Annotated in this window: 22 protein-coding genes; 5 read left to right on the top strand and 17 right to left on the bottom strand. The window is 65.9% G+C overall.

The features are described from left to right. Positions 1-5 precede the first annotated feature (5 nt). From pilW to ndk, 3 genes are all read right to left on the bottom strand, one after another. Positions 6-821, bottom strand: coding sequence for a type IV pilus biogenesis/stability protein PilW (gene pilW / locus FBX97_RS16110; protein WP_141833295.1), 816 nt, complete (start codon positions 819-821; stop codon positions 6-8). After that, positions 821-1990, bottom strand: a complete 1170-nt coding sequence (gene rlmN / locus FBX97_RS16105; RefSeq protein WP_141833293.1) for a 23S rRNA (adenine(2503)-C(2))-methyltransferase RlmN — start codon at positions 1988-1990, stop codon at positions 821-823. Before rlmN ends, pilW begins: the two co-directional genes overlap by 1 nt. Positions 1991-2109: 119 nt before the next feature. Beyond that, positions 2110-2535 (bottom strand): nucleoside-diphosphate kinase, encoded by a 426-nt coding sequence (ndk, locus tag FBX97_RS16100; protein WP_141833291.1) that lies wholly within the window; start codon positions 2533-2535, stop codon positions 2110-2112. 245 nt (positions 2536-2780) lie between these two features. On the opposite strand from ndk, the gene FBX97_RS16095 reads away from it, so the two are divergent. The 4 genes from FBX97_RS16095 (at position 2781) to FBX97_RS16080 (ending at position 8919) form a co-directional block, all read left to right on the top strand. Continuing rightward, a complete protein-coding gene (locus tag FBX97_RS16095; protein ID WP_141833289.1) occupies positions 2781-3464 on the top strand; it encodes a Bax inhibitor-1/YccA family protein in 684 nt (227 codons plus the stop codon). Between the two features lie 119 nt (positions 3465-3583). Then, on the top strand, positions 3584-3919 hold the full coding sequence (locus FBX97_RS16090) for a hypothetical protein (RefSeq protein WP_141833287.1): 336 nt from the start codon (positions 3584-3586) through the stop codon (positions 3917-3919). A gap of 94 nt (positions 3920-4013) precedes the next feature. Next, entirely contained in the window at positions 4014-6047 is a 2034-nt protein-coding gene (locus FBX97_RS16085) for a TonB-dependent receptor (protein ID WP_141833285.1), read from the top strand. Between the two features lie 208 nt (positions 6048-6255). Beyond that, positions 6256-8919 carry an ATP-binding protein gene (locus FBX97_RS16080; RefSeq protein WP_141833283.1) on the top strand — a complete coding sequence of 888 codons (2664 nt, stop codon included), beginning with the start codon at positions 6256-6258 and terminating at the stop codon, positions 8917-8919. A gap of 85 nt (positions 8920-9004) precedes the next feature. Here FBX97_RS16080 and rlmD read toward each other — a convergent pair whose 3' ends face one another. From rlmD to FBX97_RS16035, 9 genes are all read right to left on the bottom strand, one after another. Beyond that, positions 9005-10408 (bottom strand): 23S rRNA (uracil(1939)-C(5))-methyltransferase RlmD, encoded by a 1404-nt coding sequence (gene rlmD, locus FBX97_RS16075; protein WP_141833281.1) that lies wholly within the window; start codon positions 10406-10408, stop codon positions 9005-9007. A gap of 206 nt (positions 10409-10614) precedes the next feature. Beyond that, positions 10615-11616, bottom strand: coding sequence for an RNA polymerase sigma factor RpoS (rpoS, locus tag FBX97_RS16070; protein ID WP_141833279.1), 1002 nt, complete (start codon positions 11614-11616; stop codon positions 10615-10617). Between the two features lie 9 nt (positions 11617-11625). Next, positions 11626-12576: a peptidoglycan DD-metalloendopeptidase family protein gene (locus tag FBX97_RS16065; RefSeq protein ID WP_141833277.1), complete on the bottom strand. Its 951-nt coding sequence runs from the start codon at positions 12574-12576 to the stop codon at positions 11626-11628. A 33-nt stretch (positions 12577-12609) separates the two neighbouring features. Further along, positions 12610-13482, bottom strand: a complete 873-nt coding sequence (locus FBX97_RS16060; RefSeq protein WP_141833275.1) for a protein-L-isoaspartate(D-aspartate) O-methyltransferase — start codon at positions 13480-13482, stop codon at positions 12610-12612. A gap of 7 nt (positions 13483-13489) precedes the next feature. After that, entirely contained in the window at positions 13490-14227 is a 738-nt protein-coding gene (surE, locus tag FBX97_RS16055; protein ID WP_141833274.1) for a 5'/3'-nucleotidase SurE, read from the bottom strand. 58 nt (positions 14228-14285) lie between these two features. Further along, positions 14286-15896 (bottom strand): hypothetical protein, encoded by a 1611-nt coding sequence (locus tag FBX97_RS16050; RefSeq protein ID WP_221631812.1) that lies wholly within the window; start codon positions 15894-15896, stop codon positions 14286-14288. An 8-nt stretch (positions 15897-15904) separates the two neighbouring features. Next, positions 15905-16510, bottom strand: coding sequence for a toll/interleukin-1 receptor domain-containing protein (locus FBX97_RS16045; protein ID WP_141833272.1), 606 nt, complete (start codon positions 16508-16510; stop codon positions 15905-15907). Positions 16511-16612: 102 nt separating this feature from the next. After that, a complete protein-coding gene (locus FBX97_RS16040) occupies positions 16613-18598 on the bottom strand; it encodes an ATP-dependent DNA helicase (protein ID WP_141834566.1) in 1986 nt (661 codons plus the stop codon). Positions 18599-18733: 135 nt separating this feature from the next. Next, the gene (locus FBX97_RS16035; RefSeq protein WP_036239942.1) at positions 18734-18934 is read right to left on the bottom strand and encodes a YdcH family protein; all 201 of its coding nucleotides are present in this window, start codon (positions 18932-18934) and stop codon (positions 18734-18736) included. 183 nt (positions 18935-19117) lie between these two features. Between FBX97_RS16035 and FBX97_RS16030 the strand changes: the two genes are divergently transcribed. Next, the gene (locus FBX97_RS16030) at positions 19118-19885 is read left to right on the top strand and encodes a PP2C family serine/threonine-protein phosphatase (RefSeq protein ID WP_141833270.1); all 768 of its coding nucleotides are present in this window, start codon (positions 19118-19120) and stop codon (positions 19883-19885) included. 52 nt (positions 19886-19937) lie between these two features. Here FBX97_RS16030 and FBX97_RS16025 read toward each other — a convergent pair whose 3' ends face one another. The 5 genes from FBX97_RS16025 to odhB form a co-directional block, all read right to left on the bottom strand. Beyond that, complete coding sequence (locus FBX97_RS16025; RefSeq protein WP_141833268.1) at positions 19938-20618, bottom strand: hypothetical protein; 681 nt, start codon at positions 20616-20618, stop codon at positions 19938-19940. A 17-nt stretch (positions 20619-20635) separates the two neighbouring features. Further along, positions 20636-21733: a cell division protein ZapE gene (gene zapE / locus FBX97_RS16020; RefSeq protein WP_141833266.1), complete on the bottom strand. Its 1098-nt coding sequence runs from the start codon at positions 21731-21733 to the stop codon at positions 20636-20638. A 69-nt stretch (positions 21734-21802) separates the two neighbouring features. Beyond that, the gene (lpdA, locus tag FBX97_RS16015) at positions 21803-23236 is read right to left on the bottom strand and encodes a dihydrolipoyl dehydrogenase (RefSeq protein WP_141833264.1); all 1434 of its coding nucleotides are present in this window, start codon (positions 23234-23236) and stop codon (positions 21803-21805) included. A 35-nt stretch (positions 23237-23271) separates the two neighbouring features. After that, positions 23272-23610, bottom strand: a complete 339-nt coding sequence (locus tag FBX97_RS16010) for a PspC domain-containing protein (protein ID WP_141833262.1) — start codon at positions 23608-23610, stop codon at positions 23272-23274. Positions 23611-23672: 62 nt separating this feature from the next. Beyond that, complete coding sequence (gene odhB / locus FBX97_RS16005) at positions 23673-24971, bottom strand: 2-oxoglutarate dehydrogenase complex dihydrolipoyllysine-residue succinyltransferase (RefSeq protein ID WP_141833260.1); 1299 nt, start codon at positions 24969-24971, stop codon at positions 23673-23675. Positions 24972-25027: the final 56 nt, after the last annotated feature.

Genomic DNA, 25027 nt, shown 5'->3' with positions numbered 1-25027 from the left:
TTGTCTCACTCATTAAATGCACCGCGCTCGAACGCCGCGTATTCAGGCGAGCCGGGGAAGCGCTTGCGCAGCTGGGCCGCGAGCGACGCTTCCGAATCCCGCTCGCCCACCATGCGCTTGACCCGGATGGCCAGCCACAGTTCGTCGGCCGACAGCGTGTCGAGCTTGGCTGTCTCCGTCAGGCGGTTGATGAAAAACCCGGCGCGATTGCGGTCGCGCCGCTCGAAATAGACCCGGGCCAGGCCGGCATTGGTGGCCGCCAGGTCGGGTTCGTAACGCAGCGCATCGAGCAGGTAGCGCTCGGCCGCGTCGACATTCTTCATCTTCAGGCTGCAGTTGCCGGCATTTACCATGGCCTTGACCGGCGAGCCGTACGCCGGATGCTTCAGCGCGGTCTCGAAATAGATCATGGCCTGGGCCGGCTTGCCGCCGGCTCCGCACAGGAACAGCCCGTAGTTGTTGGACAGGTCCGGGTTGCGCGGCGCCAGGCGCAGCGCATGCCGGTAGTTTTCATCGGCCAGGGCGTTCTCGCCCATGGCGGCATAGATCAGTGCGCGGAAGCCGTAGGCGTCGGCATAGTTCGGGTCGGCGGCGAGCGCCTGCTTGACCTCGTCCAGCGCGATCTCGTACTTGCGGTCCTGGTAATAGCCGACCGCGAGCTGCAGACGGATCTGGGCGCGCTTTTCGGTGGCGGTCTGGTCGGACGCCGTCTTCAGCTCGCGTGGCGACTCGCCCGCCGGGCTGCCGGCGCACGCCGACAGCAGGGTCAGGGCCAGTGCGGCCAGCGATGCGGAAGCGATACGTCCGGCCAGCGCTGCCATCAGGAAGTGATCTCCACGATCTTGCCGAAGTTGGCGCCGAACTTTTGCTGGTACTCGGCCATCTTGCTCATGCGCTCGGCGACACGGGTGCGGTCCTGCACTTCGCCGGCCAGCTGGCCGCAGGCGGCGTCGATGTCGTCGCCGCGCGTCTTGCGGATGGTGGTGACCAGGCCGGCATCCATCAGGATCTGGGCGAAGGCCTTGATGCGCGGGTTCTTGGAGCGCAGCAGGCCCGATTCCGGGAACGGGTTGAACGGAATCAGGTTGAACTTGCAGTTCAAGCCGACCACCGGATCGTTGACCAGCGCGATCAGTTCGCGCGCATGCTCGTCGGTGTCGTTGACGCCGTCCAGCATGCAGTATTCGAAGGTGATGAAGTCGCGCGGCGCGAATTCCAGGTAGCGCTTGCACGCCGCCATCAGTTCGCGCAGCGGGTATTTCTTGTTCAGCGGCACCAGGCCGTCGCGCAGCGGATCGTTCGACGCGTGCACCGACACCGCCAGCGCCACCGGGCATTCCTGGCTCAGCTTGTCCATCATCGGCACCACGCCCGAGGTCGAGACGGTCACGCGGCGGCGCGACAGGCCGTAGGCGTTATCGTCCAGCATCAGCTTGAGCGCGGTGACGGTCGGGTCGAAGTTCAGCAGCGGTTCGCCCATGCCCATCATGACCACGTTGGTGATCTGGCGCTCGCCCTTCGGGCCCGGCTCGATGCCCTTGGTGCGGCGCAGCTCGAACTCGGCCATCCACAACTGGCCGATAATCTCGGCCACGGTCAGGTTGCGGTTGAAGCCCTGCTTGCCGGTCGAGCAGAAGCGGCAGTTGACGGCGCAGCCGGCCTGGGTGCTGATGCACAGCGTGCCGCGCGTCTCTTCCGGGATGAACACGGTTTCGACGGCGTTGCCGTTGCCAACGTCGACCAGCCACTTGCGGGTGCCGTCGCTCGAGGTGTTGTCGCTGATGATGCTCGGTCCGCGCACTTCGGCGCGGGTTTTCAGTTTCTCGCGCAGCGACTTGGCCAGGTCGGTCATGTCGTCGAAATTCGCCACGCCGAACTGGTGGATCCAGCGCTGCAGCTGTTTGGCACGGAAAGGCTTCTCCCCCAACTCGGCGCAATAGGCGACGAGCTGCGCGGGATCGAAGTCCAGCAAGTTGGTGAGAGTTGCCATTTTCGAATCCTGTATCTTCAAAATAAGTTCCGCCCGCCGGGCTCTGCGAGCATGGGCGAGCGGGATAGTGCGATGTTAAGCCAGCCAGGGCCGGCCAACAAAAAAAGTTTGTTACCAGATTAACGCGAGTAGACGTTCAGTGCCGGGAAGTAGTAGGCGATTTCGACGGCTGCGGTTTCAGCAGCGTCCGAACCGTGCACGGCGTTGGCATCGATGGAGTCGGCGAAATCGGCGCGGATGGTGCCCGGCGCGGCTTTCTTCGGATCGGTCGCGCCCATCAGGTCGCGGTGAGCGGCAATCGCGTTTTCGCCTTCCAGCACCTGGATCATGACCGGACCCGAGATCATGAAGTTGACCAGGTCTTTGAAGAACGGACGTGCCGAGTGCACAGCGTAGAAGCCTTCGGCTTCGGCTTGCGACAGCTGGGCCATGCGGGCAGCGACGATCTTCAGGCCAGCGCCTTCGAAGCGGCTGTAGATTTGACCGATCACGTTCTTTGCGACGGCGTCAGGTTTGATGATCGACAGGGTGCGTTCGATTGCCATGTGTGAAAACTCCAATAAAAAGAAAGGTTTAAATCTTGAATTGAGGACTCAATCAACCTTCTATTTTAGCATAGTTCGACTACTTGACCGATATTGCGCTGCTTCTGCCCGAGATGTTAGAGTGGCATCGGTAAATACCCCGCGTACAGATGCTTAGACCAGACTTAATCGTTTGCCCATGCACTGTTGATGGCGGGGTCAGTCCCCATATGGGGTGCAAAGCGAATCTTCCAACGGAGGCATCAATGATTCCTAGCCTGCAAAAACCGTACGGCGGCGTAGCCACCCAGGCCGCGCGCAACCGTGTCGTCCGCAACACCTACTGGCTGCTGGCGCTGTCGATGATACCGACCGTGTTCGGTGCCTATCTCGGCGTGACCAGCGGGCTGTTCATGCCGCGCGGCGTCATGGGCATGCTGCTGTTCTTCGCCGTCGCGTTCGGCTTCATCTTCGCGATCGAAAAGACCAAGAACTCGGCCGCCGGCATACCGGTGCTGCTCGGCTTCACCTTCTTCATGGGCCTGATGCTGGCCCCGCTGCTGCGTCACACCCTCGGCTTTGCCAACGGTCCGGCGCTGATCATGGGCGCCTTTGCCGGCACCTCGGCGGTGTTCGGCGTGATGGCGACGATCGCCACCGTGTCCAAGCGCGATTTCTCGGGCATGGGCAGCTGGCTGTTCGCCGGCACCATCGTGGTGCTGCTGGCCATGGTCGCCAACGTGTTCCTGCAGATCCCGGCCCTGCACCTGGCCCTGCTGGTGATGGTCGTCGGCATCTTCTCGGCCTGGCTGCTGTTCGACGTGCAGCGCGTGGTGAATGGCGGCGAGACCAACTACATCACGGCCACGCTGTCGATCTACCTCGACATCTACAATATCTTCACCGCCCTGCTGCAGTTGCTGGGTATCGGTTTCGGGAATCGCGACTAAGCGCGACGGGGCGTTCCGACGCTGATCATGAAGCCGGCTTTCGAGCCGGCTTTTTTATTTCATTGTCAGAATCCAACCACCCTGCGTAGAATAGCCGCTTGCCCATCCTCCCGACCTGAATGCCGCGTAGCCTTGTCCACCTGCTGCTGTCGCTGCTGCTGCTCGTTTCGCAGCAGTTGTCGCTCGGTCACGGCTATACGCACTGGTCGGAATTCCGCGAGACGCTGGCCCAGTCAGAAGACGGCCAGCGCGACGGCAAGCCGCAGAAACCCGGCCTGCACGACCTGTGCGGCCAGTGCGCCGCCAGTGCCCAGGTCGCGTTCGCGCTGCCGACCACGGTGCGCCGTTTCATTCCCGCCGAGCTGGCGTATGCCGCCCCCTCGCTGCCGCCCACCGCCGGCGTCTGCCTGCTGACCGAGTGCGCCTTCCAGCCGCGCGGTCCACCCCGAGCCTGATAACCCTGCATCCCTTTTAAAAGTTTGCTCCTCCACGCTGCCCGCCCGATGCGGGTGGCGCGGGCCGTTATCCATTTGCTCGAGGTTCATCAACATGAAGATTCAACGCACGCTGCTCGCCAGCGCGATCCTGCTCGCCTTCCAACCGCTGGCTTTCGCAGCCGACCCCGCCGCTGACGCCGATCCGCAGACGCACACCGTCAGCGAAGGCAAGATCCAGCAGGTCGTCGTCACCGCCAATCCTCTTCGCAACGGCGAAGGCGACCAGATCCTGACCCCGGCCAAGGTGCTGGCCGGCGACGAACTGCGCGACAAGGTCGGCAGCTCGCTCGGCGAAACCCTGCAGGGCGAGCTCGGGGTCTCGGCCTCCGCCTTCGGCGCCGGCGCCTCGCGCCCGATCATCCGCGGCATGGAAGGCTCGCGCGTAAAGATGCTGGAAAACGGCATGGCGACCTCGGACGTCTCCGGCCTGTCGAACGACCACGCGGTCGCCTCCGAAGGCGCGGTCGCGCGCCAGATCGAGATCCTGCGCGGCCCGGCCGCCCTGCTGTACGGCTCGGGCGCCATCGGCGGCCTGGTCAACGTCGTCAACGAGCGCATCCCCACCGAGCTGGAAGACAAGCCGATCGGCCAGGTCGAGAGCCGCTACAGCACGGTCGACAACGGCCGCAACCTGTCCGGCTCGATGGACGGCGCGGTCGGCAAGCTCGGCCTGCATATCGACGGCAACTGGCGCGATACCAACGACTACAAGATCCCGGGCAACCGCGTGCTGGACGACCCGGCAACGAGCATGGGCCGCCTGCCGAATTCCGCAACCCGCAACCGCAGCATCGGCGCCGGCGCCTCCTGGATCGACGACTGGGGCTACGCCGGCTTCTCGGCCTCGCACCTGTCGAACCTGTACGGCATCCCGACCGAGGAAGGCTCGCGCATCGACCAGCGCCAGAACCGCTACGACTTCGACACCCTGGTGCACAACCCGCTGCAGGGCCTGGAAAGCGCTCGCTTCAAGGCCGGCTTCACCGATTACCGCCACGCCGAACTGGAAGACGACGGCACGCCGGAAGTCAACTTCACCAACCGCTCGTTCGAATCGCGCCTGGAACTGACCCACAAGCCGTTCAGCCTCGGCGGCATGAACCTGCACGGCACCTTCGGCGTACAGACCGAGAACACCCATTTCTCGGCCCTCAGCGCAGAAGGCGGTCCGGACACGGTGCCGGTCACCCACTCGACCTCGCAGGCGGCCTTCCTGGTCGAAGAAAGCGCCATCGGGCCGGTACGCCTGAACGCCGGCGTACGCTATGAAAACGTCAATCGCGAACCAGTCGGCAACCGCGAGCGCAGCTTCGACCTGGGCTCCGGCTCGGTCGGCGCGCTGTGGCCCTTCATGCCGGGCTACAGCGTGGGCGCGACCCTGTCCTACGCCCAGCGCGCCCCGGCCACCGACGAGCTGTACTCGGGCGGCCCGCACGACGCCACCCTCACCTTCGACGTCGGCGACCCCGGCCTCAAGAAGGAAGTCTCGCGCAACATCGAACTGTCGATGCAGAAGACGACCGGCCTGGTGCGCTGGAAGGCGAACCTGTTCCGCAACAATGTGGCGGACTTCATCTATGGCCACGTCACCAGTGCGTTGCTGGACGAGGACGGCAACGCCGGCGGCGAATTCCGCCAGCGCATTTTTGAGCAGGCCAAGGCCCACGTGCAGGGCGGCGAAGCCGAGCTGACCTATAACGAAGTTGGCATGGGCTGGAACGGCCGCCTGTTCGCCGACACTTCGCGCGGCCAGCTCGACGAGGGCGGCAGCCTGCCGCTGCAGCCGGCCGACCGCATTGGCGCTGCCGTCGGCTACCGCCAGGCCGACTGGCGCGCCGGCCTCAGCTGGACCCACGCGCGCGGCCAGGACCGCCTGGCCGCCTTCGAGGGCACGCCGACGCCGGCCTACAACCTGGTCGACGCCAACCTGTCGTATACCCAGCACTTGGCGCAGGCCGACCTGACGTGGTTCCTGCTGGCGAAAAACCTGCTGAACCAGGACATCCGCCTGTCGACTTCGCTGCTCAAGGATATTTCGCCGCTGCCGGGACGGAATTTCGTGTTCGGCGTACGCGCAAAGTTCTAAATATGTGGCATGATCGGCATGTCGAGTTGCCAATCATGTTGTCTTAAACACCAGAAAATTGTCATGACCGCTTGTTCGCCCGAGGCATGTTTTATTCCTCGGGCGGCATCGGCAATTCTTGCGTGGCAAATGTATATTTTTGCCCAGCGCGTTCCTGATTGTGCTTTTAAGAATAAAATGACTGTTTTCAGCCCATGGAGCACCCGACATGGAAGCTGCAACCCGCGCTTTTCACTTCCTCGGCAGCACCGGTGCGATTCGGGCCGGCTACCACACCCATGACTGGGCTGGCTGCGCCATCGGCCCGCCTGCCTGCTGGAGTCCCACGCTGTCCAACGCGGCCAGCCTGATCCTCGAATCGGAATTCCCGATGTACGTGGTGTGGGGTCCGCAACTGACCTTCCTGTACAACGCCGCCTTTGCCGCCCTGCTCGACAGCCGCCATCCACAGGCGCTCGGGCAACCGCTGGCCGAAGTACTGCCCGACCTGTGGCCGGGCGTGAAACCGCTGATCGAACGCGCGCTGGGCGGGCATCCGACCTACGGCGAAGACGTCCCCTGCCCGGTGTACCGCGACGGCCGCCCGGCCACCGGCTGGTTCACGCTGGCCTATTCGCCGCTGCGCGACGAAAAGGGCCTGGTGCGTGGCGTGCTGTGCGTGACCAGCGAAACCACCCAGCGCGTGCAGCTCGAGCGCCGCAACGCGCTGCAGCTGCAGGTGGTCGACACGCTGCGCCGCCTGCACCATCCGTCCGACATCATCGAAACCGCCTGCGCGCTGATCGGCAAATACCTGCAGCTCGACAATGCCTGCTACGTCGAAGCCGATGAAGAGAGCGGCAGCTTCGAGGTGGTGCACGACTGGCACCGCACCGCGCAGGCCGCGCCCTCGATGACCGGCCGGCTGGCACGCCTGGACGACTTCGGCGTGTCGACGCTGGCGCTGCTGCGCACCGGCGCCCCGCTCGCGGTGCACGACACCGAAGGCGACGGCCGCCTGCCGGAACGCGGGCCGCGCTATGCTGCCGCCGGCGTGCGCGCGATGCTGGCGCTGCCGCGGGTGCGCCGCAACGAACTCAAGGCCGCGCTGGTCGGCTATTCGAACACGCCGCGCGAGTGGGACGAGGAAGCCCAGCGCGTGGCCGCCGACATCGCCGAGCGCAGCTGGGAAGCGCTGGACCGCGTGCGCGCCGAGCAGGCGCTGCGCGACGCGGTGGCGCGCCAGACCACGCTGCTCGACATGAACGAGTTCCGCCTCGAGCTGTCCGATGTGCTGCGCCGGCTCGACGACCCGGCGCGCATCTTCGCCGAGACCGGCGCCATGCTGGGCCGCTTCCTGCAGGTCAGCCGCGTGCTGTACGGCGACTACGATGCCGACAAGGGCCTGGTCACCTTCCACTCGAACTACACCGACGGTATCGTCGCCGAGCTCAACGGCACCTTCCCGACCTCGCTGTTCGGCAACGGCAACTACACCGCGCTGGCGCACGGCACCTGGGTGTCGAGCGACCTGCAACGCGATACCCGCACCAACGGTCCCGAGGTCTGGCCCAACTATGCGGCGCTGCAGGTGCGCTCCGGCGTGGTGGTGCCGATCACCCGCAACGGCGCCCTCACCGCCTGCCTGTTCATCCACGACAACCTGCCGCGCGTGTGGAGCGCCGACATCGTGCGCCTGATCGAGGACGTGGCCGAACGCTCCTGGAGCGCGGTCGAGCGCGTGCGCGCCGAGGAAGCGCTGCGCCTGGCCGACCGCCGCAAGGACGAGTTCCTCGCCATGCTCGCGCACGAACTGCGCAACCCGCTGGCCCCGATCTCGGCCGCGGCCCAGCTGCTGAACATGGGCACGCCCGATAGCGCGCGCATCGAGCGCACCAGCGCCATCATCGCGCGCCAGGTGACCCACATGACCGGCCTGATCGACGACCTGCTGGACGTCTCGCGCGTGACGCGCGGGCTGGTGGTGCTGGCGCGCGACGAGATCGACCTGCGCCGCGTGATCGCCGATGCGGTCGAGCAGGTGCGTCCGCTGATCGAGGCGCGCCACCACCAGCTGACGCTGCGCATGCCGCCGGACGGCGACGCCGCCGTCGTGCAGGGCGACTACAAGCGCCTGGTGCAGGTGCTGGCCAACATGCTCAACAACGCCGCCAAGTACACGCCGGAATACGGCCTTCTGGCGATCGGCCTCGACCTGACCCGCGACCAGGTGCTGCTCAGCGTCGCGGACAGCGGCATCGGCATCTCGGCCGAACTGCTGCCGACCGTGTTCGACCTGTTCTCCCAGGCCGAGCGCACGTCGGACCGTGCCCAGGGCGGACTCGGGCTGGGCCTGGCCCTGGTCAAGAGCCTGGTCGAGCTGCATGGCGGCATGGTGACCGTCGCCAGCGCCGGCCGCAACCAGGGCAGCGAATTCACGCTGCGCCTGCCGCGCCGGCAGGGCGGCGACAGCGTCGAGGAAGCGCCGCCCGCGACTGCGGCGCCGGCCGCCGGCAGCCACCTGAACCTGATGCTGGTGGACGACAACGTCGATGCCGCCCTGACCCTGGGCCTGCTGCTGGAATCCGGCGGCCACACGGTCACCGTGGTGCACGACCCGCGCGACGCCCTGGCCCGCGCCGCGCGCCAGTCCTTCGACGGCTTCCTGCTCGACATTGGCCTGCCCGGCATGAGCGGCTACGAACTGGCACGCCGCCTGCGCAAGGCCGGCGCGCACGAGGCGCTGCTGGTGGCGATTACGGGGTATGGACGGCAAGCGGACCAGGGCGGCGCCGACGGGGCCGGGTTCGATCACTACTTCGTGAAGCCGGTGGACCCGGCGGGCTTGTTCGAGGTGCTGGCGGTGCGGGCCCGGGTGGGCCGTACGGCATGAGCTGACGCTCTTCTTTGCGTTGGCCAAAAAACCGTCGCCCCTGCGCAGGCAGGGGCGACGGTTTGAAGCTATTACTTAGAAGGTATTACGCCTCCTGCCCACCCTGCTCCCTCACCTCAGGCGCCAGGAACTCCCGCGGCTGGAAATCCTCCACCAGATCGAACACCCCGATCGACTCCACGTGCGAAGTATGCGGGAACATGTTCGCGATCCCGGCCTTGCTCAGCTTGTAGCCGGCGCGGTGCGTCAGGATGCCGGTGTCGCGTGCCAGCGTCGACGGACTGCACGACACGTACACGATGCGCTTGGGCAGCAGTTCCGGGTTGGACAGGCGCAGTTCGGCCAGCGCCACGGCGAGGGCCACGGCGCCGTCGCGCGGCGGATCGACCAGCATGCGGTCGAACTTGCCGAGGGCGATCAGGTCGTCCTTGGTGATCTCGAACAGGTTGCGCGTCGAGAAGCTGGTTTTATCCGACAGGCCGTTGGCGCGCGCATTTTCCAGCGCGCGCGTGGTCAGCGCGGTGCTGCCTTCGATGCCGACCACTTCGCGTGCCTGGGTCGCCAGCGGCAGCGTGAAGTTGCCGAGGCCGCAGAACAGGTCGGCCACGCGGTCTTCCGCTTGCACTTCCAGCAGGCGCAGCGCCTTGGCCACCAGCAGGCGGTTGATCTGGTGGTTGACCTGGGTGAAGTCGGTCGGCTTGAACGGCATGCGGATACCGAATTCCGGCAGCGTGTAATACAGTTCCTTCTTGTTCGGGTAGTACGGATACGCGGTATCCGGACCCTTCGGCTGCAGCCACCATTCGACGTTCCACTGGTCGGCGAAGGCTTTGACCAGCGTTTCGTCGGCCGGGGTCAGGGGCGCCATGATGCGCAGCACCAGCACCGTGCTTTCCTCGCCGACGGCCAGCTCGATCTGCGGCATCTGCTGGTAGATCGACAGCGACCCCACCAGTTCGCGCAGCGGCACCAGCATCTTCGCCACGTGCGGGGGCACGATGTAGCAGTTGGTCATGTCGGCCACGTAGCTGGAGTGGCGCTCGTGGAAGCCGACCAGCATGCCGCCCTTCTTGGCCACGTGGCGCACCGACAGGCGCGCGCGGTAGCGGTAGCCCCAGGTCGGGCCGTACATCGGGCGCATCACGTTCTCGGCCTTGGTCTTGCCGATGTGCCACAGGTTATCTTCGAGCACGCGCTGCTTCATCGCGACCTGGGCCGACGGCTCCAGGTGCTGCATCGAGCAGCCGCCGCAATGCCAGAAATGCTCGCACTTCGGCTCGACGCGCATCGACGACGCCTTTTGCAGGGTCACCATGCGGCCCGCTTCCCAGTTCTTCTTCTTGCGCGTGGTCTCGAAACTGACGCGCTCGCCCGGCAGCGCGCCTTCGACGAAGATCACCTTGCCCGGCGAGCCGTCTTCGTTCTCCAGGTGGCCGACGCCGCGCGCGTCCATGTCGAGGGATTTGATGTTGATGAAGGTTTCTTGCATGGGATAGAAGAAAGCAAAACGAGAAGACGAAAGCCGATGAACCGTACAATCAAGCAACGTCGTCCCTGCGCAGGCAGGGACCCAAGTTCGGTGCGTAGCGAGACAATTGTCAGCACTGCTTTAAAAAACTTGGGCCCCTGCCTTCGCAGGGGCGACGACTGTGGCACGTGTTCAAAAGAAAACTGGCCATTCCGGCCAGCCAAACATCATAGCAAGGAATCGCGCAAGACGCCACGGGCAGCCATGGCCCGCTTCAGCTTGACCAGGGCTTCCTGCTGGATCTGGCGCACCCGCTCGCGCGTCACGCCCATCTCTTCGGCCAGGGTTTCCAGCGTGGCGGGGTCGTCGTTGTCGAGGCCGAAACGGCGCATCACCACCACACGCTGCTTGTCGGGCAGCTTCTGCAGCCAGTCGCGCACCAGCAGCGTCATTTCGTGCTGCTCGGCCTGCGCATCCGGGCTGACGTCGCCGTCGTCCGGCAACATGTCCATCAGGCTGCTCTGCGGGTCGTTGTCGAGCGGGGCGTCGAGCGAGGTGGCGTGTTCGGACAGCGCCAGGATGTCCTGCACCTCTTCCACCGGCCGTCCGACCAGGCTGGCAATGTCTTCGGCGCTGGCTTCCTTGCCGTCGTGGTGCTGGGCTTCGAGATGGTATTTGGCGCGCAGGATCTGGTTCAGCTCGCGCACCATGTGCACCGGCAGGCGCACCGTGCGCGCCTGGTTCATGATCGCGCGCTCGATGCTCTGGCGGATCCACCAGGTGGCGTAGGTGGAAAAACGGAAACCGCGCTCCGGTTCGAACTTGTCGATGGCGCGCATCAGGCCGATGTTGCCCTCCTCGATCAGGTCGAGCAGCACCACGCCGCGGTTGATGTAATGCTTGGCGATCGAGACCACGAGCCGCAGATTGTGCTCGATCATCTTCTGGCGCGCGGCGAAGTCGCCGGCCTTGGCCAGCGTCGCGACCTGCACTTCCTGCTCGGCCCCGAGCAAGGGCTTGGCGCCGATGCGGTTCAGGTAATGCTGGGTGGTGTCGGTCGAAAGCTCGGCCTGGAGCACGCTTTTCAGCTCGTCGACGCCTTCGACGCTGCCCTCGTTCAGGAGCTCGGGGCGGCCGGCGCCATCCGCCCCGGATTCGCCGTCGTCCAGCGCCCCATCCGGAACATCATCCGGCGTATCTTCGTCCAGCGGATCGGGCGGCTGCGTCATTGGGCCTCTCTAGCGACTGGGCAGGAACTTCGACGGATCGACCGGCTTGCCCTGCTGGCGTATCTCGAAATGGAGTTTGACCGTGTCGGCATCCGAATTGCCCATTTCCGCAATGGCCTGGCCCTTGGCCACGTTCTGACCTTCCTTGACCAGGATCGAGCGGTTGTGCGCGTACGCCGACAGCAGACTGTTGCTGTGTTTGACGATTACGAGATTACCATATCCGCGGATGCCGCTGCCCGCGTACATCACCTTTCCGGCGCCGGCGGCCATCACTTGCTGGCCCGGCCTGCCCGCGATGTCGATGCCCTTGTTCTTGCCTTCATCAAAAGTGGCGATGATGCGGCCGTCGGACGGCCACATCCAGCTCAGCTTTTCGTCGTCGTTGGCGGTCACGGTGCTGCCGGCCGCCAGCGCGCCGCTGGCCGGCCGCTCGACCGCCTTCGGTGCCGGCGCCTCATCCTTGTCGGCATCGGCCAGGCTGGATTCGGAATACGGCTTCTTGTCGCCGCGCGGTGTCGTCTTCCTGGGGATGGCGGCCGGTTTCTCGGCGCCGGGCATGGTGATCGGCGAGGTCACCATCGCCGTGCTGCCCGCATTGCCGTTGCCGTTGCCGCTGCCATTGCCGTTCGGCGGCACCACGCGCAGTACCTGGCCGACCTTGATGTCGTCCGGGTCGCGCAGGTTGTTCCAGGTCACCAGGTCGCGGTAATTCTGGCCGTGGTCGAAGGCGATGCGCAGCAGGGTGTCGCCGCGGCGCACGGTATAACTGCCCTTGGCGTCGACATGATCCTCGCTGGCGGGCGCCGGCGCGGGGGATGGCGCCGGACGATACGGACGGTAGTTCGACGCGGAAGCCGTCGGACGGTCAACGACGGGCGCCTGGCGGGTCGGGGTGCTGCAGGCGGACAGGACGCCAAGGCAGAGGGTCAGCAGGGCTAAGCGGGGTGTTGGTTTCATTCTCTCTGTTTCTGTTACAACGTTCTGGCATGCTCAGGCTGTGCCTGGCCGCAACGGAACGAAATGGCAGGCCTCCAGCGTTTCGCTGGTCCATTCCGATGTGCCGGTGCGGATGATGCGCTGCAGGTGCTGGACATGGGCGCCGAGGGGCGCCACCAGTCGGGCACCGATGGCCATCTGCTCGAGCAGTGCGCGCGGCACCTCGAGTCCGGCCGCAGCAAGGATGATGGCATCGAAGGGCGCCACCTGCGGCAGCCCTAGCATACCATCTCCGTACTGCAAACGCAGGTTGGCGATGCGCAAGGGTCTCAGGTTGGCCTTGGCCAGCTCGTGCAGCGGCTTGATGCGCTCGATCGAATACACCTCCTGGGCCACGCAGGACAGCACCGCCGCCTGGTAGCCGCAGCCGGTACCGATCTCGAGCACGCGGCGCAGCGGATGGCCCCTGCCGCGCAGCAATTCGATCATGCGCGCCACGATGTAGGGCTGCGAAATCGTCTGGTTGTGGCCGATCGGCAGCGAGATGTCGGCATACGCCTGGGCCGACATGGCCGGCTCCAGGAACAGGTGGCGCGGCACCATTTCGAGCGCACTCAGGACCTGCGGATCCTTGACGCCCTGGCGCGCCACGCGCTGCGCCATGGCGCGGCGCGGCGCTTCGGTCGCCATCAGGTCGGAGCGCGGCAGCGCGGTCTGGGTCTGCGGCTGGGCCTGGCTCTTGGCCGGTCCGGCCGGGCCCGGCGCGGGCTGCACCGGGGCGCGCGTGGCGGCGCCCTGGCTGTTGCTGCGCGCGTTTTGCGTCGCGGTCTGCGGGGTCGCGATCGGCGCCCGCTCGACCGGTTTGCGCGTGACGGGTCCGGTCACGGACGACAGCGGCAAGGGAAAATTGCTGCGCTTTTCGCTCATGGTTGGCTCATTCCAGGCTGCTCCGCAGCAGCGCCAGCTGCTCGCGGTGGGTCAGGTCGACCTGCAGGGGCGTGACCGAGACGCGGCCCTGGGCGGTCGCATGGAAATCGGTGCCCTCGCCGGCATCGCGGCAGGCACCGGGCGCGCCGATCCAGAAGATTTCACGGCCGCGCGGATCCTGGCCGCGGATCACCGGTTCCGACTGGTGGCGGCGGCCCAGGCGGGTCGCGGTAAGCGGCCCCATCTGCTCGTACGGCAAATTGGGAATGTTGACGTTGAGCAGAAACGGCGCGTCGACCCCGTCGAAGCGGCGCAGCACGATGTCGCGCGCCACCCTGGCCGCCGATTCCACCTCGGCCCAGCCGGAGTGGACCTGGGAAAACGCGATCGCCGGGATGCCGAACAGGAAAGCTTCGGTCGCGGCCGCAACCGTGCCCGAATACAGGGTGTCGTCGCCCATGTTCTGGCCGTTGTTGATGCCGGACACGACCAGGTCGGGGCGCACGTCGAGCATCCCGGTCAATGCGATATGCACGCAGTCGGTCGGGGTGCCATTGACAAAATAAAAACCATTTGCAGCCTTCGACACCGACAGCGGACGGTCGAGCGACAAGGAGTTGGACGCGCCCGAGCGGTTGCTGTCGGGGGCGACCACCACTATGTCGGCAACCGCCGCGAGCGCTTCGGCCAGGGCGTTGATGCCGGGGGCGAGATAGCCGTCGTCGTTACTGATAAGGATACGCATGCAGCGATTTTACCTGAAGCAACGCCCGGAGCGACCTACCCCGCTGCACATTTATTGCTCAACCGGGCACCAGCGGCCGTCCACCGGCGGCCTGGATCAGGGCCCCTTCCAGCGAATGCACCTCGTCCTGGGTGAATGCCAGCAAGGCGTCCTTGTCGCCTTCCTGCAAATAGACCTGCTTGATCATGGCCGCTCCGCGCCGCCGTAGCGCATGCGCCACACTCGGGCGCAGGATGCTGGTGCGCAAGCTGTCGGCCAGTGCCCGCGCCTCGCGTGGACTGCGGCTGTCGATCAGTTCCTGCAGGCGCGACAGCTTGTCGTCGAGGGCATCGGCGCCGGCTGCGGCCGCGCCGGCCGCACTCCCGGCCACGCCGTCGGCGCCGCGGCGCACGCCGGGATGGCCGCGCTTGCCCTCCTCCATCGCATGCAAGCCTTCTTCCAGCGCGACCACGTGCTGTTCGATCCGGCGCGCCGCTTCCAGTTCGCCCTGCTGCCCGAGGTAGGATTGGCCCAGGCGGGCCAGCTCGCGCACTAGGGCCGGGGCCTGGGGGTCGGCGGCGCGCTCGTGCAGCGCATCGACCGCCTGTACCAGGCGCACCTCGGCCAGCGGACGCCAGGGAAAGTGCCCCGGCTCCAGCCATTCGAGCAGGGCCTCGATGCTGCGCACCGGGCCGAGCCGTCCCCCGGACACCTGGGTGCGTCCGGTCGGCAGGGCCATGCCGACCAGGCCGGCCTGGGGCAGCTGCACTTCGTCGAGGTAGCTGTCGAGCGACACGCTGGAGACGCCGTAACAGGCGCTCAGCAGCTTTTCCAGTGCCGGCTGGTAGGCCGGTCCGGCGGGTCCGACATCTCGGTCGCGGTCGCGGCAATGGGCGTCGCCGTAGCGCCAGCGCAGGCGCCCCTCGCAGGCCGCGTCGATCGGGCTCGGCAACGGATACACCAGCAGCGGCCGCTGCTCGTCCTCGTGGCTGCAGCGGTAGTCGAGGGCTCGCGCGACCACGCCCTGCAAGCCGTCCAGGCTGCGCGGGTCGGGCGTGAACAGGCCGACCATCTTGTCCGCCAGCAGCGCGGTGCAGACGCTGGTCGCGGCCGAGCGGCCGCTGCGGCAGTCGATCAGCACGTGGGCGAAACGCTGTTTCAGGTGCGCGGCAAAGCTGCGGAACAGCGCCGGGCAGGCGCAGAACAGCGCGTCCCAGTCGAGCCGGTCGGCGCGCTCGCCATAGCTGTCGTCGAAGCGGCCGGCGCGCATCAGGTACAGCGGGCGGCCATCATCCACCCGTTCGATGTGGGCATCCCAGTCGATACTGTCGAGCACGTGCGCGGCCAGCGCCTCGGTGTCGTCGCCGAAGCCGCGTCCCGGCGCACGCAGGCGGTCGCGGCAGGCCTCGAACAGTTCGAGCACGCCGCTGCGCCCGGGGGCGGCGGCGTCCTGGGTGCGCGGAAAATAATGGTGCAGGCCGGGACCCTCGAGGTCCCAGTCGATCATCAGCACCGGCGTCCTGGCATGCTTGCGGCCGGCCAGGAGCCAGCCGGCATGCGCGAGCGCCTGGCTGCGCACGCTGGCGCCGTCATAGGAATAGAACGTCGTCACCTCGCCGGTCTTCGTGGCCTGCGGCCCGGCAGCCGGCCCTCCGGCGGCCGACATGCCAGTGATGCGGTTGGTTTCCATAAGGCTCCTCATTTTTTTGGGAAGGTTGGATCCGGACTCTCGCGCCAGGGAGGTGGGACATCGGGAAGCACGAATTGGTTGCAGTCGTACCCCGGGGGCATGCTTTTTTTCTGGTAGTGGTAGTGCGTGACGATACGCTTGACCATACGGTCGATATCCGGGAGGAAGTCCGGATTCGACTTGAGGTCGGCGGTCGCCATCGTGTAACGCGAGAAGTCGACGTAGAACGAATCGGTGATCTGGGGCGGCAGGCCATCCGGGTGCTGGGTCATGATGACCGGGATGATCAGGCGGCTGGGCAGCGTGTACCACTTGCTGCGTTCGGCCTCGAGCCGGCGCATGGCCGCGTACTCGCGCCGCGTGTAGGCATGCGCCTCGTACTTCGGCGTGTAGATCAGCACCATGCAGACGCTCTCGCACATCGCGCGTGCGATCTTGCGGTCGAGGTCGTCTCCGCCGCCGAGCTGCTCGACATCGACGAAGAGCTCGTCTTCGTTGTCGAAATACGGTTCCAGATAGCAGCGCAGCGCATCCGCCAGCGTGGCCTTGAAACGCTGCATCAGCTCATGCCGGCCATGGGCATAGCTGAAAAAACAGCCGTAACGAATTGCCATTGCACCCCCTTAATTTTGCCTGCCGGTGTCAGCCGCAGGCCAGGACCTGCTGACTTTAGCAAGTCATTCATGGTGCATCTTGTGGGGGCACAAGTGGAAAGGTTAGCTTTCCGGTTTTGGCTGCTTGAAGAAATCGATGACGTCGGCCTGCACCCGTGTCCGCCTGAACGGCGGCAGGCTCTGCCAGATACGGCGCCCATACGGCTTGCTGATCACGCGCGGATCGCACAGCATCAGCACGCCGCGGTCCTCGACGTCGCGGATCAGGCGGCCGGCGCCCTGCTTCAGGTTGATGATGGCTTCCGGCAAGGTGTGATGGACGAAGCCGTTCATGCCCTTCTTTTCCATCACTTCGATGCGCGCGGCCAGCACCGGGTCGTCCGGCGGGGCGAACGGCAGCTTGTCGATGATCACCAGCGACAGCGCCTCGCCGCGCACGTCGATGCCTTCCCAGAAGCTCTGGCTGCCCACCAGCACGGCGTTGCCGGCGGTGCGGAAGGAATTCAGCAGTTCGGTGCGGCCGCGTTCGCCCTGCACGAACAGGGGGAAGTCGAGGCCGCGATCGGCGAACTCGGTGCGCAGGCGCTCGGCCACCCGGTTCACCGCGCGCAGCGTGGTGCACAGGAAGAAGCAGCGTCCGCCGGCGGCCTCGATCACGGGCAGCGCCATGTCGACCACGGCGTCGGTATAGCCCATGGTATTCGGCTCCGGCAGGCCGGTCGGCACGTACAGGATGCCCTGCTGCTGGTAATCGAAGGGGCTGGGCCAGCTAACCGCCGGCTCGCCGGTCATGCCGAGCTGGGCGCTGAAGTGCTTGAAGTCGTTCTTCACCGCCAGCGTGGCCGAGGTGAAGATCCAGCTGCGCGGCGTGCCGGCGCGCTGGCCGGCAAAGATCGGCGCGATCGACAGCGGCGTCTTGTGCAGTTGCAGCGCGGAAGCAAAGGCTTCGACCCACAGCACCGCGTCGTCGCCCTCGACCTCCTTGCCCTTCTTCGGTTCGCTCTTCCAGGATTTATATTGTTCCAGCAGCTCGACCGCGCGCACGCGGCACTGCTCCAGCGTCTCGGCGCGCTCGGCATTTTCCTCGAGTACGTCGACCAGGCCTTCCAGCTCTTCCTTCAGCTTGGCTAGCGCCGGGAAGAAATCCGAGCTCGGCGGCAATTGCGGCAGCGACAGACGGGTGCTGCCTTCGGGGAAGGTCAGGCGCAGGTCGCGCGCCGCCTTCTCGACCACCATCACGGTCTTGGCCCAGTCGGGACCGCCGCGCGCATGCGCCAGGCCCTCGGCCAGCACGTCGCGGCACAGTTCCAGCACCTGCGAAGTCGAGACCGAGGTGCCGAAGAACATGGTGGCCACTTCGGGCAGCTGGTGCGCCTCGTCGAAGATGATGGTGTTGGCAGCCGGCAGCAGCTCGCCCATGCCGCCCTCTTTCAGCGCCACGTCGGCAAAGAACACGTGGTGGTTGACCACCACCACGTCGGCCTGCTGGGCTTCGCGGCGCGCCTTCATCACGAAGCAATCCTGGTAGTACTGGCATTCCTGGCCGACGCAGTTCTCGCGCGTCGACGTGACCAGGTTCCATACCGATGCGGTTTCCGGCACCTTGGTCAATTCCGCCTTGTCGCCGGAATTCGTCATCTTCATGAAGCGCGAGATTTCGCGCAGGTGGCCGACGTCGTCGCGCGAAGTCAGGCGCCCGTTCGACAGCGTGCGTTCCAGGTTGTAATGGCAGACGTAGTTCGAGCGGCCCTTCAGCAGCGCGACCGAGACCGGCGCCCGCAGCGCGTTGCGCACGGTCGGGATATCGCGCGAGAACAATTGATCCTGCAGATTCTTGGTGCCGGTCGAGACGATGGTCTTGCCGCCCCACAGCAGAGCCGGCACCAGGTAGGCGAAAGTCTTGCCGGTGCCGGTGCCGGCCTCGGCGATCAGGGTGCCCTGCTTGCCGATGGCGTCGGCGATCGCCTTGGCCATTTCGGTCTGCGACTGGCGCGGGCGGAAGGTGCCGACGGCGGGCGCAAGCGGGCCGCCCGCACCGAAGATGCGGTCGACTTCCTCGTCGTATTTGCCGGGCGCCTGCGTGCCCATCAGTTCGGGCAGCTGGTCGGACGATGGCGCCGCTGGCGCGGGAGGAACGGATTCGTCCGCGGCGATGCCGGGCACAGGGAGATGATCGGTCAAAATGGTTTTGGAACGGAAAACAGGACGCTAGCTTAACGGAAATTATGCTGGCACGTCGGGGACCAGCTGCATCTTCAGCAGCGTAATGTGGTCCTTGAGTTGCAGCTTGCGCTTCTTCAGGCGGCGCAACTGCAACTGGTCGGCATGCCCGTCGCGGGTCAGCATGTCGATGACGGCGTCGAGATCGCGGTGTTCCACGTCGAGTTCGATAATACGGCGCTGGATCTCCTGGACGTCGATCATGGTATGCAATTCCGGACAGTTTGAGTAAGGACAGGGGTGGGAAGACAGCGGGCCGCCGCATGGGGGAGCGCGGGCGTCGCTATCGTAATGGCTTGCAACACTGGGGCAAACCAGTGCATAGTTTAATCTACCCCGGCGTTGCCGCCAACAAAGTTCGGCAAGCCGGTATCGGAAAGCCACGTTATGACTTCATACAAGATAGAAGCGGGAACCGCGCAGCACCTCGGCAACCGCCCGCAGCAGAACGACCGGGTGGCGCTGATGGGCGGCGCCCGCGCGCCGGGCTATGTGCTGGCGGTCCTGTCCGATGGGCTGGCGGGTGCGGCCGGATCGGAACAGGTCCTGCATACCGCCAAACAGGTGTTCGACGAATTCAAGCCGGGCGACCGTCCGTCCATCGAACGCCTCGAGCAGGTGCTGCGCGACATCGTGCAGGAGACCCACACCATCATCAAGATGAACGCGGTCGCGGCGCAGGCCGAAGCCCACGCCAGCTTCGTCGGCCTGGTGCTGAGTCCGCATGGCGAGGCGGTATGGGCGCACGTCGGCGACTCGCGCCTGTATCACTTCCATGACGCCAGATGCCTGGCGCGCACCGGCGACGCCGACTACGTCGAGCACCTGGTGTCGAGCGACCGCCTGCCGCTCGAATCGGCTAGGAACCACCGCAAGTCCAAGCTGCTGCTGAATGTGCTGGGCAATGGACGCAAGGATCCCTTCGTCACCGTCGGCCACCATACCGGGCTGGCGCCGGGCGACGTGTTCCTGCTGTGCTCGGATGGCTTGTGGCATTTCTTCACCGATGCCGAGCTGGGCGCGGCAACCGCGCGGGCAACCCCGCGCCAGGCCTCCGAGATGCTGATCGACAAGGCGGCCGAACGCTCGCAAGGCAAGTGGGGCAATTGCAGCATGGCCATCGTCAAGCTGGGGCACGCGCAAGCGCGCGGGTAGTTGAACGCGTGGACGGCAAAGCCGTCCACCCTACTGCAGCACAAACACCACCTTACTTCGGCTGCGCAGCCTTGGCTTTTTGTTCCGCTTCCCTGGCTGCTTTCGCAGCCTTCTCCGCCTTGCGCTCGGCCACGCGGCGCTGGCGCTCTTCCGACTCGGCCTTGCGCTTCTCGTAGGCGCGCACGTTGCTGGCGCGCTTGGCGGCGCCGGCCGCTTCCTTCTGCTGGGCTTCGCGCAGGCGCGCGTCGCGCTCGGCGACCCTGGCCGGCACGGTCGACTTGCGCGGCGCCGGCACCGGCGCAACCTCGGGCGCGGGCTTGGCCGGCTGCGCTGCCAGGCGCGCTTCCTCGGCCTGGAAGCGCTTCTCGGCTTCGGCCATGGCGCGGTCGCGTTCCTCGACCACGGCCTGGCGCTTGAAGTGCGCAGCCTGGACTTCGATCGCCCGCTGGGTCGCCAGCGCGCGGCGGCGCGTGTCCTTGGCTTCGTCGAGACAATTGTTGGTGAAGAATTTGTTGTAGCAGACGCGCTCGCGCTCGGCATAGCGGGCTTCGATCGCGGCGCGTTCGCGCGCCACGGCGGCCAGTTGCTGGTCGGCCTGGGCGACCGAGGTCACCGGCGGCGGCGGCGTCTCGCGCGGGACCGGCTCGGGGCCGGCGCAGGCCGCCAGGGCCAGGCTCAAGGTAATGGTCTGGGCGGCCAGGATGGCGCTGCGCAGTATCGGTTCGGGTTTCATCGGTTCCTCTTGTTGGATCACGCCAGTGCGTCGGCGGCGCCGCGGCGCTCCGCCAGCATGTATTCGCGCGACTGCATCTCAATGATACGCGACACGGTACGGTGGAACTCGTTCGCCATCGAACCCTGGGTGTACAACTGGTCGGGCGCGACCTCGGCCGACATCAGAAGCTTGACCTTGTGGTCGTAGAACACGTCGATCAGCCAGGTGAAGCGGCGCGCTTCCGACGACATCGAGGCCGACATGCGCGGGATGCCGGACAGGATCACGGTGTGGAAGCGGCTGGCCAGTTCCAGGTAGTCGTTCTGCGAGCGCGGGCCGCCGCACAGGGTCTGGAAGTCGAACCAGATCACGCCGCCGGCACGGCGCAGCGCACGGATCTCGCGCTGCTCGATGCGCATGCGCGGGTCTTCGTCGGCGGTGTCGGCCACCTTGGCGTAGGCGTCGCGCAGCGCGTGGTCGCTGGCCGCGTTCAGCGGCGTGTAATAGGCCTCGACCTGTTCCAGCGCGCGGTGGCGGTAGTCGATGCCGGCGTCGACGTTCATCACGTCCAGCTTGTCCTTCAGCAGCGCGATGGTCGGCAGCATGCGGTCGCGGTGCAGGCCGTCCGGGTACAGCTTGTCCGGGTCGTAGTTCGAGGTCATCACGAAGGAGACGCCGTACTCGAACAGCTTGGACAGCAGGTTGTACATGATCATCGCGTCGGCGACGTCGTTGACGTGGAATTCGTCGAAGCAGATCAGGCGATACTTCTTGGCGATGCGCTTGGCGACTTCGACCAGCGGGTCTTCCACGCCCTTCAATTCGTCCAACTGGCGGTGCACGGCGCGCATGAATTCGTGGAAGTGCAGGCGCGTCTTGCGCACCACCGGCACCACCGAATAGAAGCTGTCCATCAGGAAGGACTTGCCGCGCCCCACCCCGCCCCACATGTAGACGCCCTGCGGGACGTCGGGACGGTTGATCAGGCGCTTGAAAGCGGACGACCGCTGGGCCTTGTAATTTACCCAGTCGTCGTACGCCTGCTGCAGGCGGTCCACCGCGCGCTGCTGGGCAGCATCGGACTTGAAGCCGCGCTCGGTCAGCGCGTGCTGGTAATACTCTTGGACGTTCATGAGGATGACATCAAAAATATGGGGTGGACGGCAGTGCCGCCCACCCCACGACCGGTCAGGACAACCGGATTAGAAGTTCAGCGAACGCTTGTCGACGGCCAGCGCGGCTTCCTTGGTGGCTTCCGACAGGGTCGGGTGCGCGTGGCAGATGCGGGCGATGTCTTCGGCCGAAGCCTTGAACTCCATCGCGACCACGGCTTCCGAGATCAGCTCGGAAGCGACCGGGCCGACGATGTGCACGCCCAGGATCTCGTCGGTCGTGGCATCGGCGATGACTTTCACCATGCCGGTGGTGTCACCCAGCGCGCGCGCACGGCCGTTGGCCATGAACGGGAAGGTGCCGGCCTTGTAGGCGACGCCATCCTTCTTGAGCTGCTCTTCGGTGCGGCCGACCCAGGCGATTTCCGGCGAGGTGTAGATCACCCACGGGATGGTGTTGAAGTTGACATGGCCGTGCTGGCCGGCGATGCGCTCGGCAACCGCGACGCCCTCTTCTTCGGCCTTGTGCGCCAGCATCGGGCCGCGCACGACGTCGCCCACTGCCCAGATGCCCGGCACGCCGGTGCGGCACTCGTCGTCGACGGCGATGAAGCCGCGCTCGTCGAGTTGCAGGCCGACCGACTCGAAGCCCAGGCCATTGGTGTTCGGCACGCGGCCGATCGAGACGATCAGGCGGTCGAAGGTGGCGGTCTGCGCGGTGCCGGCAGCGTCGCTGTACTCGACGGTGACGTCATTACCGCGGTTGGTGATCGCGCCGATCTTGACGCCCAGGTGGATCGCCAGGCCCTGCTTGGTGAAGGCCTTCTGCGCTTCCTTGGCGATCTGCTGGTCGACCGCGCCCAGGAAGGCCGGCAGGCCTTCCAGCACGGTGACGTCGGCGCCCAGGCGGCGCCAGACCGAACCCATTTCCAGGCCGATCACGCCGGCGCCGATCACGCCCAGCTTGCCCGGGACGGCATCGATGGCCAGTGCGCCGGTGTTCGACAGGATGATCTTCTCGTCGAACGGTGCGCCCGGCAGTTCGCGCGGGTTGGAGCCGGTGGCGACGATCACGTTCTTGGCGGTGAGGGTGTCGGTGGCCGGACCGGTGACGTTGACGGTGAAGCCTTCGCCGGCCTTGCCGGCCAGGGTGCCGCGGCCATGGAAGAAGGTGACCTTGTTCTTCTTGAACAGGTAGACGATGCCGTCGTTGTTGGCCTTGACCACGCCGTCCTTGCGCTTGAGCATCTGGCCCAGGTCGAGTTGCAGGCCCTGCACGTTGATGCCGTGCTCCTTGAAGGCATGGCCGGCGTGCTCGAAGTGCTCCGACGACTGCAGCAGGGCCTTCGACGGGATGCAGCCGACGTTGGTGCAGGTGCCGCCCAGGGCAGGACCGCCCTTGGCGTTCTGCGCTTCGTCGATACAGGCGACCTTGAAGCCCAGCTGCGCTGCACGGATGGCAGCCACATAGCCGCCGGGGCCGCCGCCGATCACGACGACGTCAAATTGTTTTTCGGTGCTCATCAATTGTTTCCTTGTGTTCCCGATCTAGCGGGAAATTATTCTTCTGGAACGAAAATCCACAACAACACATAAACCACCGCGCCAAATCCGAATGTGAGGGTGAACAGCACGAATACCAGCCGCCACACCCACGCGTCGACACCCGAGGCCCGCGCCAGGCCGCCGCACACGCCGCTCAGCCAGCGGTCGGTGCGCGAGCGGCGCAGGGCGTTCAGTTCGGCGCCGAAGCTGCCGGCGCCCGCCGTGCTGCTGGCCTTGTCCAGGCGCACGTTGGCCGACGACAGGATCTTCGCCTTGGCCTGTTCGAATTCGGCATCGGTCAGGGCGCCGGCCTGGTGCAGTTCGTGCAAACGCTTGATTTCATCGGCAATCATGGTGACTCCCCTTCCATCAGACAACGATTAAACGAACCGGGCCGGCGCCCTGTCCTGGCGGATTACAGGTCGAGCAGCAGGCGCGACGGATCTTCCAGCGCGTCCTTCATGGCGACCAGGCCCAGCACGGCTTCGCGGCCGTCGATGATGCGGTGGTCGTAGGACATCGCCAGGTAGTTCATCGGACGGATCACGATCTCGCCGTTTTCGACCACGGCACGGTCCTTGGTCGCGTGCACGCCCAGGATCGCCGACTGCGGCGGGTTGATGATCGGGGTCGACAGCATCGAGCCGAAGGTGCCGCCGTTCGAGATCGAGAAGGTACCGCCGGTCAGGTCTTCCAGGGTCAGCTTGCCGTCCTTGGCCTTCTGGCCGAATTCGCCGATCTTCTTCTCGATCTCGGCGATCGACATCTGGTCGGCGTTGCGCAGGATCGGCACCACCAGGCCGCGCGGCGAACCGACGGCGATACCGATGTCGAAGTAGCCGTGGTAGATGATGTCATTACCGTCGACCGACGCGTTCAGGATCGGGTACTTCTTCAGTGCGGCGACGGCGGCCTTGACGAAGAAGGACATGAAGCCCAGCTTGACGCCGTGCTCTTTCTCGAACTTGTCCTTGTACTTGGCGCGCAGGTCCATGACCGGCTTCATGTTGACTTCATTGAAGGTGGTCAGGATGGCGTTGGTCGACTGCGACTGCAGCAGGCGCTCGGCGATACGGGCGCGCAGGCGGCTCATCGGCACGCGCTCTTCCGGACGGTCGCCCAGGTTGGCGGCCGGGGCGGCGACTTGCGGCAATGCTGCCTTCGGTGCCTGCTGCTGCAGCGGTGCCGGTGCGGCCGGTGCCGGTGCGGCGGCGCCGGCAGGCTTGTTGGCGACGGCGGCCAGGGCGTCGCCCTTGGTCACGCGGCCGTCACGGCCGGTGCCGCTGGCATCCGAGGTGCTCAGGTTGTTGTCGGCCAGGATCTTGGCGGCGGCCGGCATGGCGACGTCCGACTTGCTGCCGGCAGCCGGCGCTGCGCCGGTGGCGGCCGGGGTCGAATGCGGTGCGGCAGCGGTAACCGGCGCGTTGGCGACTGGTGCGGCGGTGATCGAGATCGGGCTGGTCTGGGCCGAGGCTTCGGTATCGATGATCGCGATGGTTTCACCGGCAACGACGGTGGCGCCGTCGGCCTTGATCAGCTGCACGATCACGCCGGCGGACGGTGCCGGCAGTTCCAGGACCACCTTGTCGGTCTCGATGTCGATCATGTTCTCGTCGCGCGAAACGGATTCGCCGACCTTCTTGTGCCACGACAGCAGGGTCGCTTCTGCGACCGATTCCGACAGCTGGGGGACCTTGACTTCGATTTGTGCCATTTAGAAAACTCCAATATTTGTGCTGTAAAAACCCCGTGCTGCATGTGCTTCACATG

Source organism: Herbaspirillum sp. SJZ107 (assembly GCF_006715485.1).
GTDB lineage: Bacteria > Pseudomonadota > Gammaproteobacteria > Burkholderiales > Burkholderiaceae_D > Telluria.
This window is presented reverse-complemented; position numbering and strand designations above follow the sequence as displayed.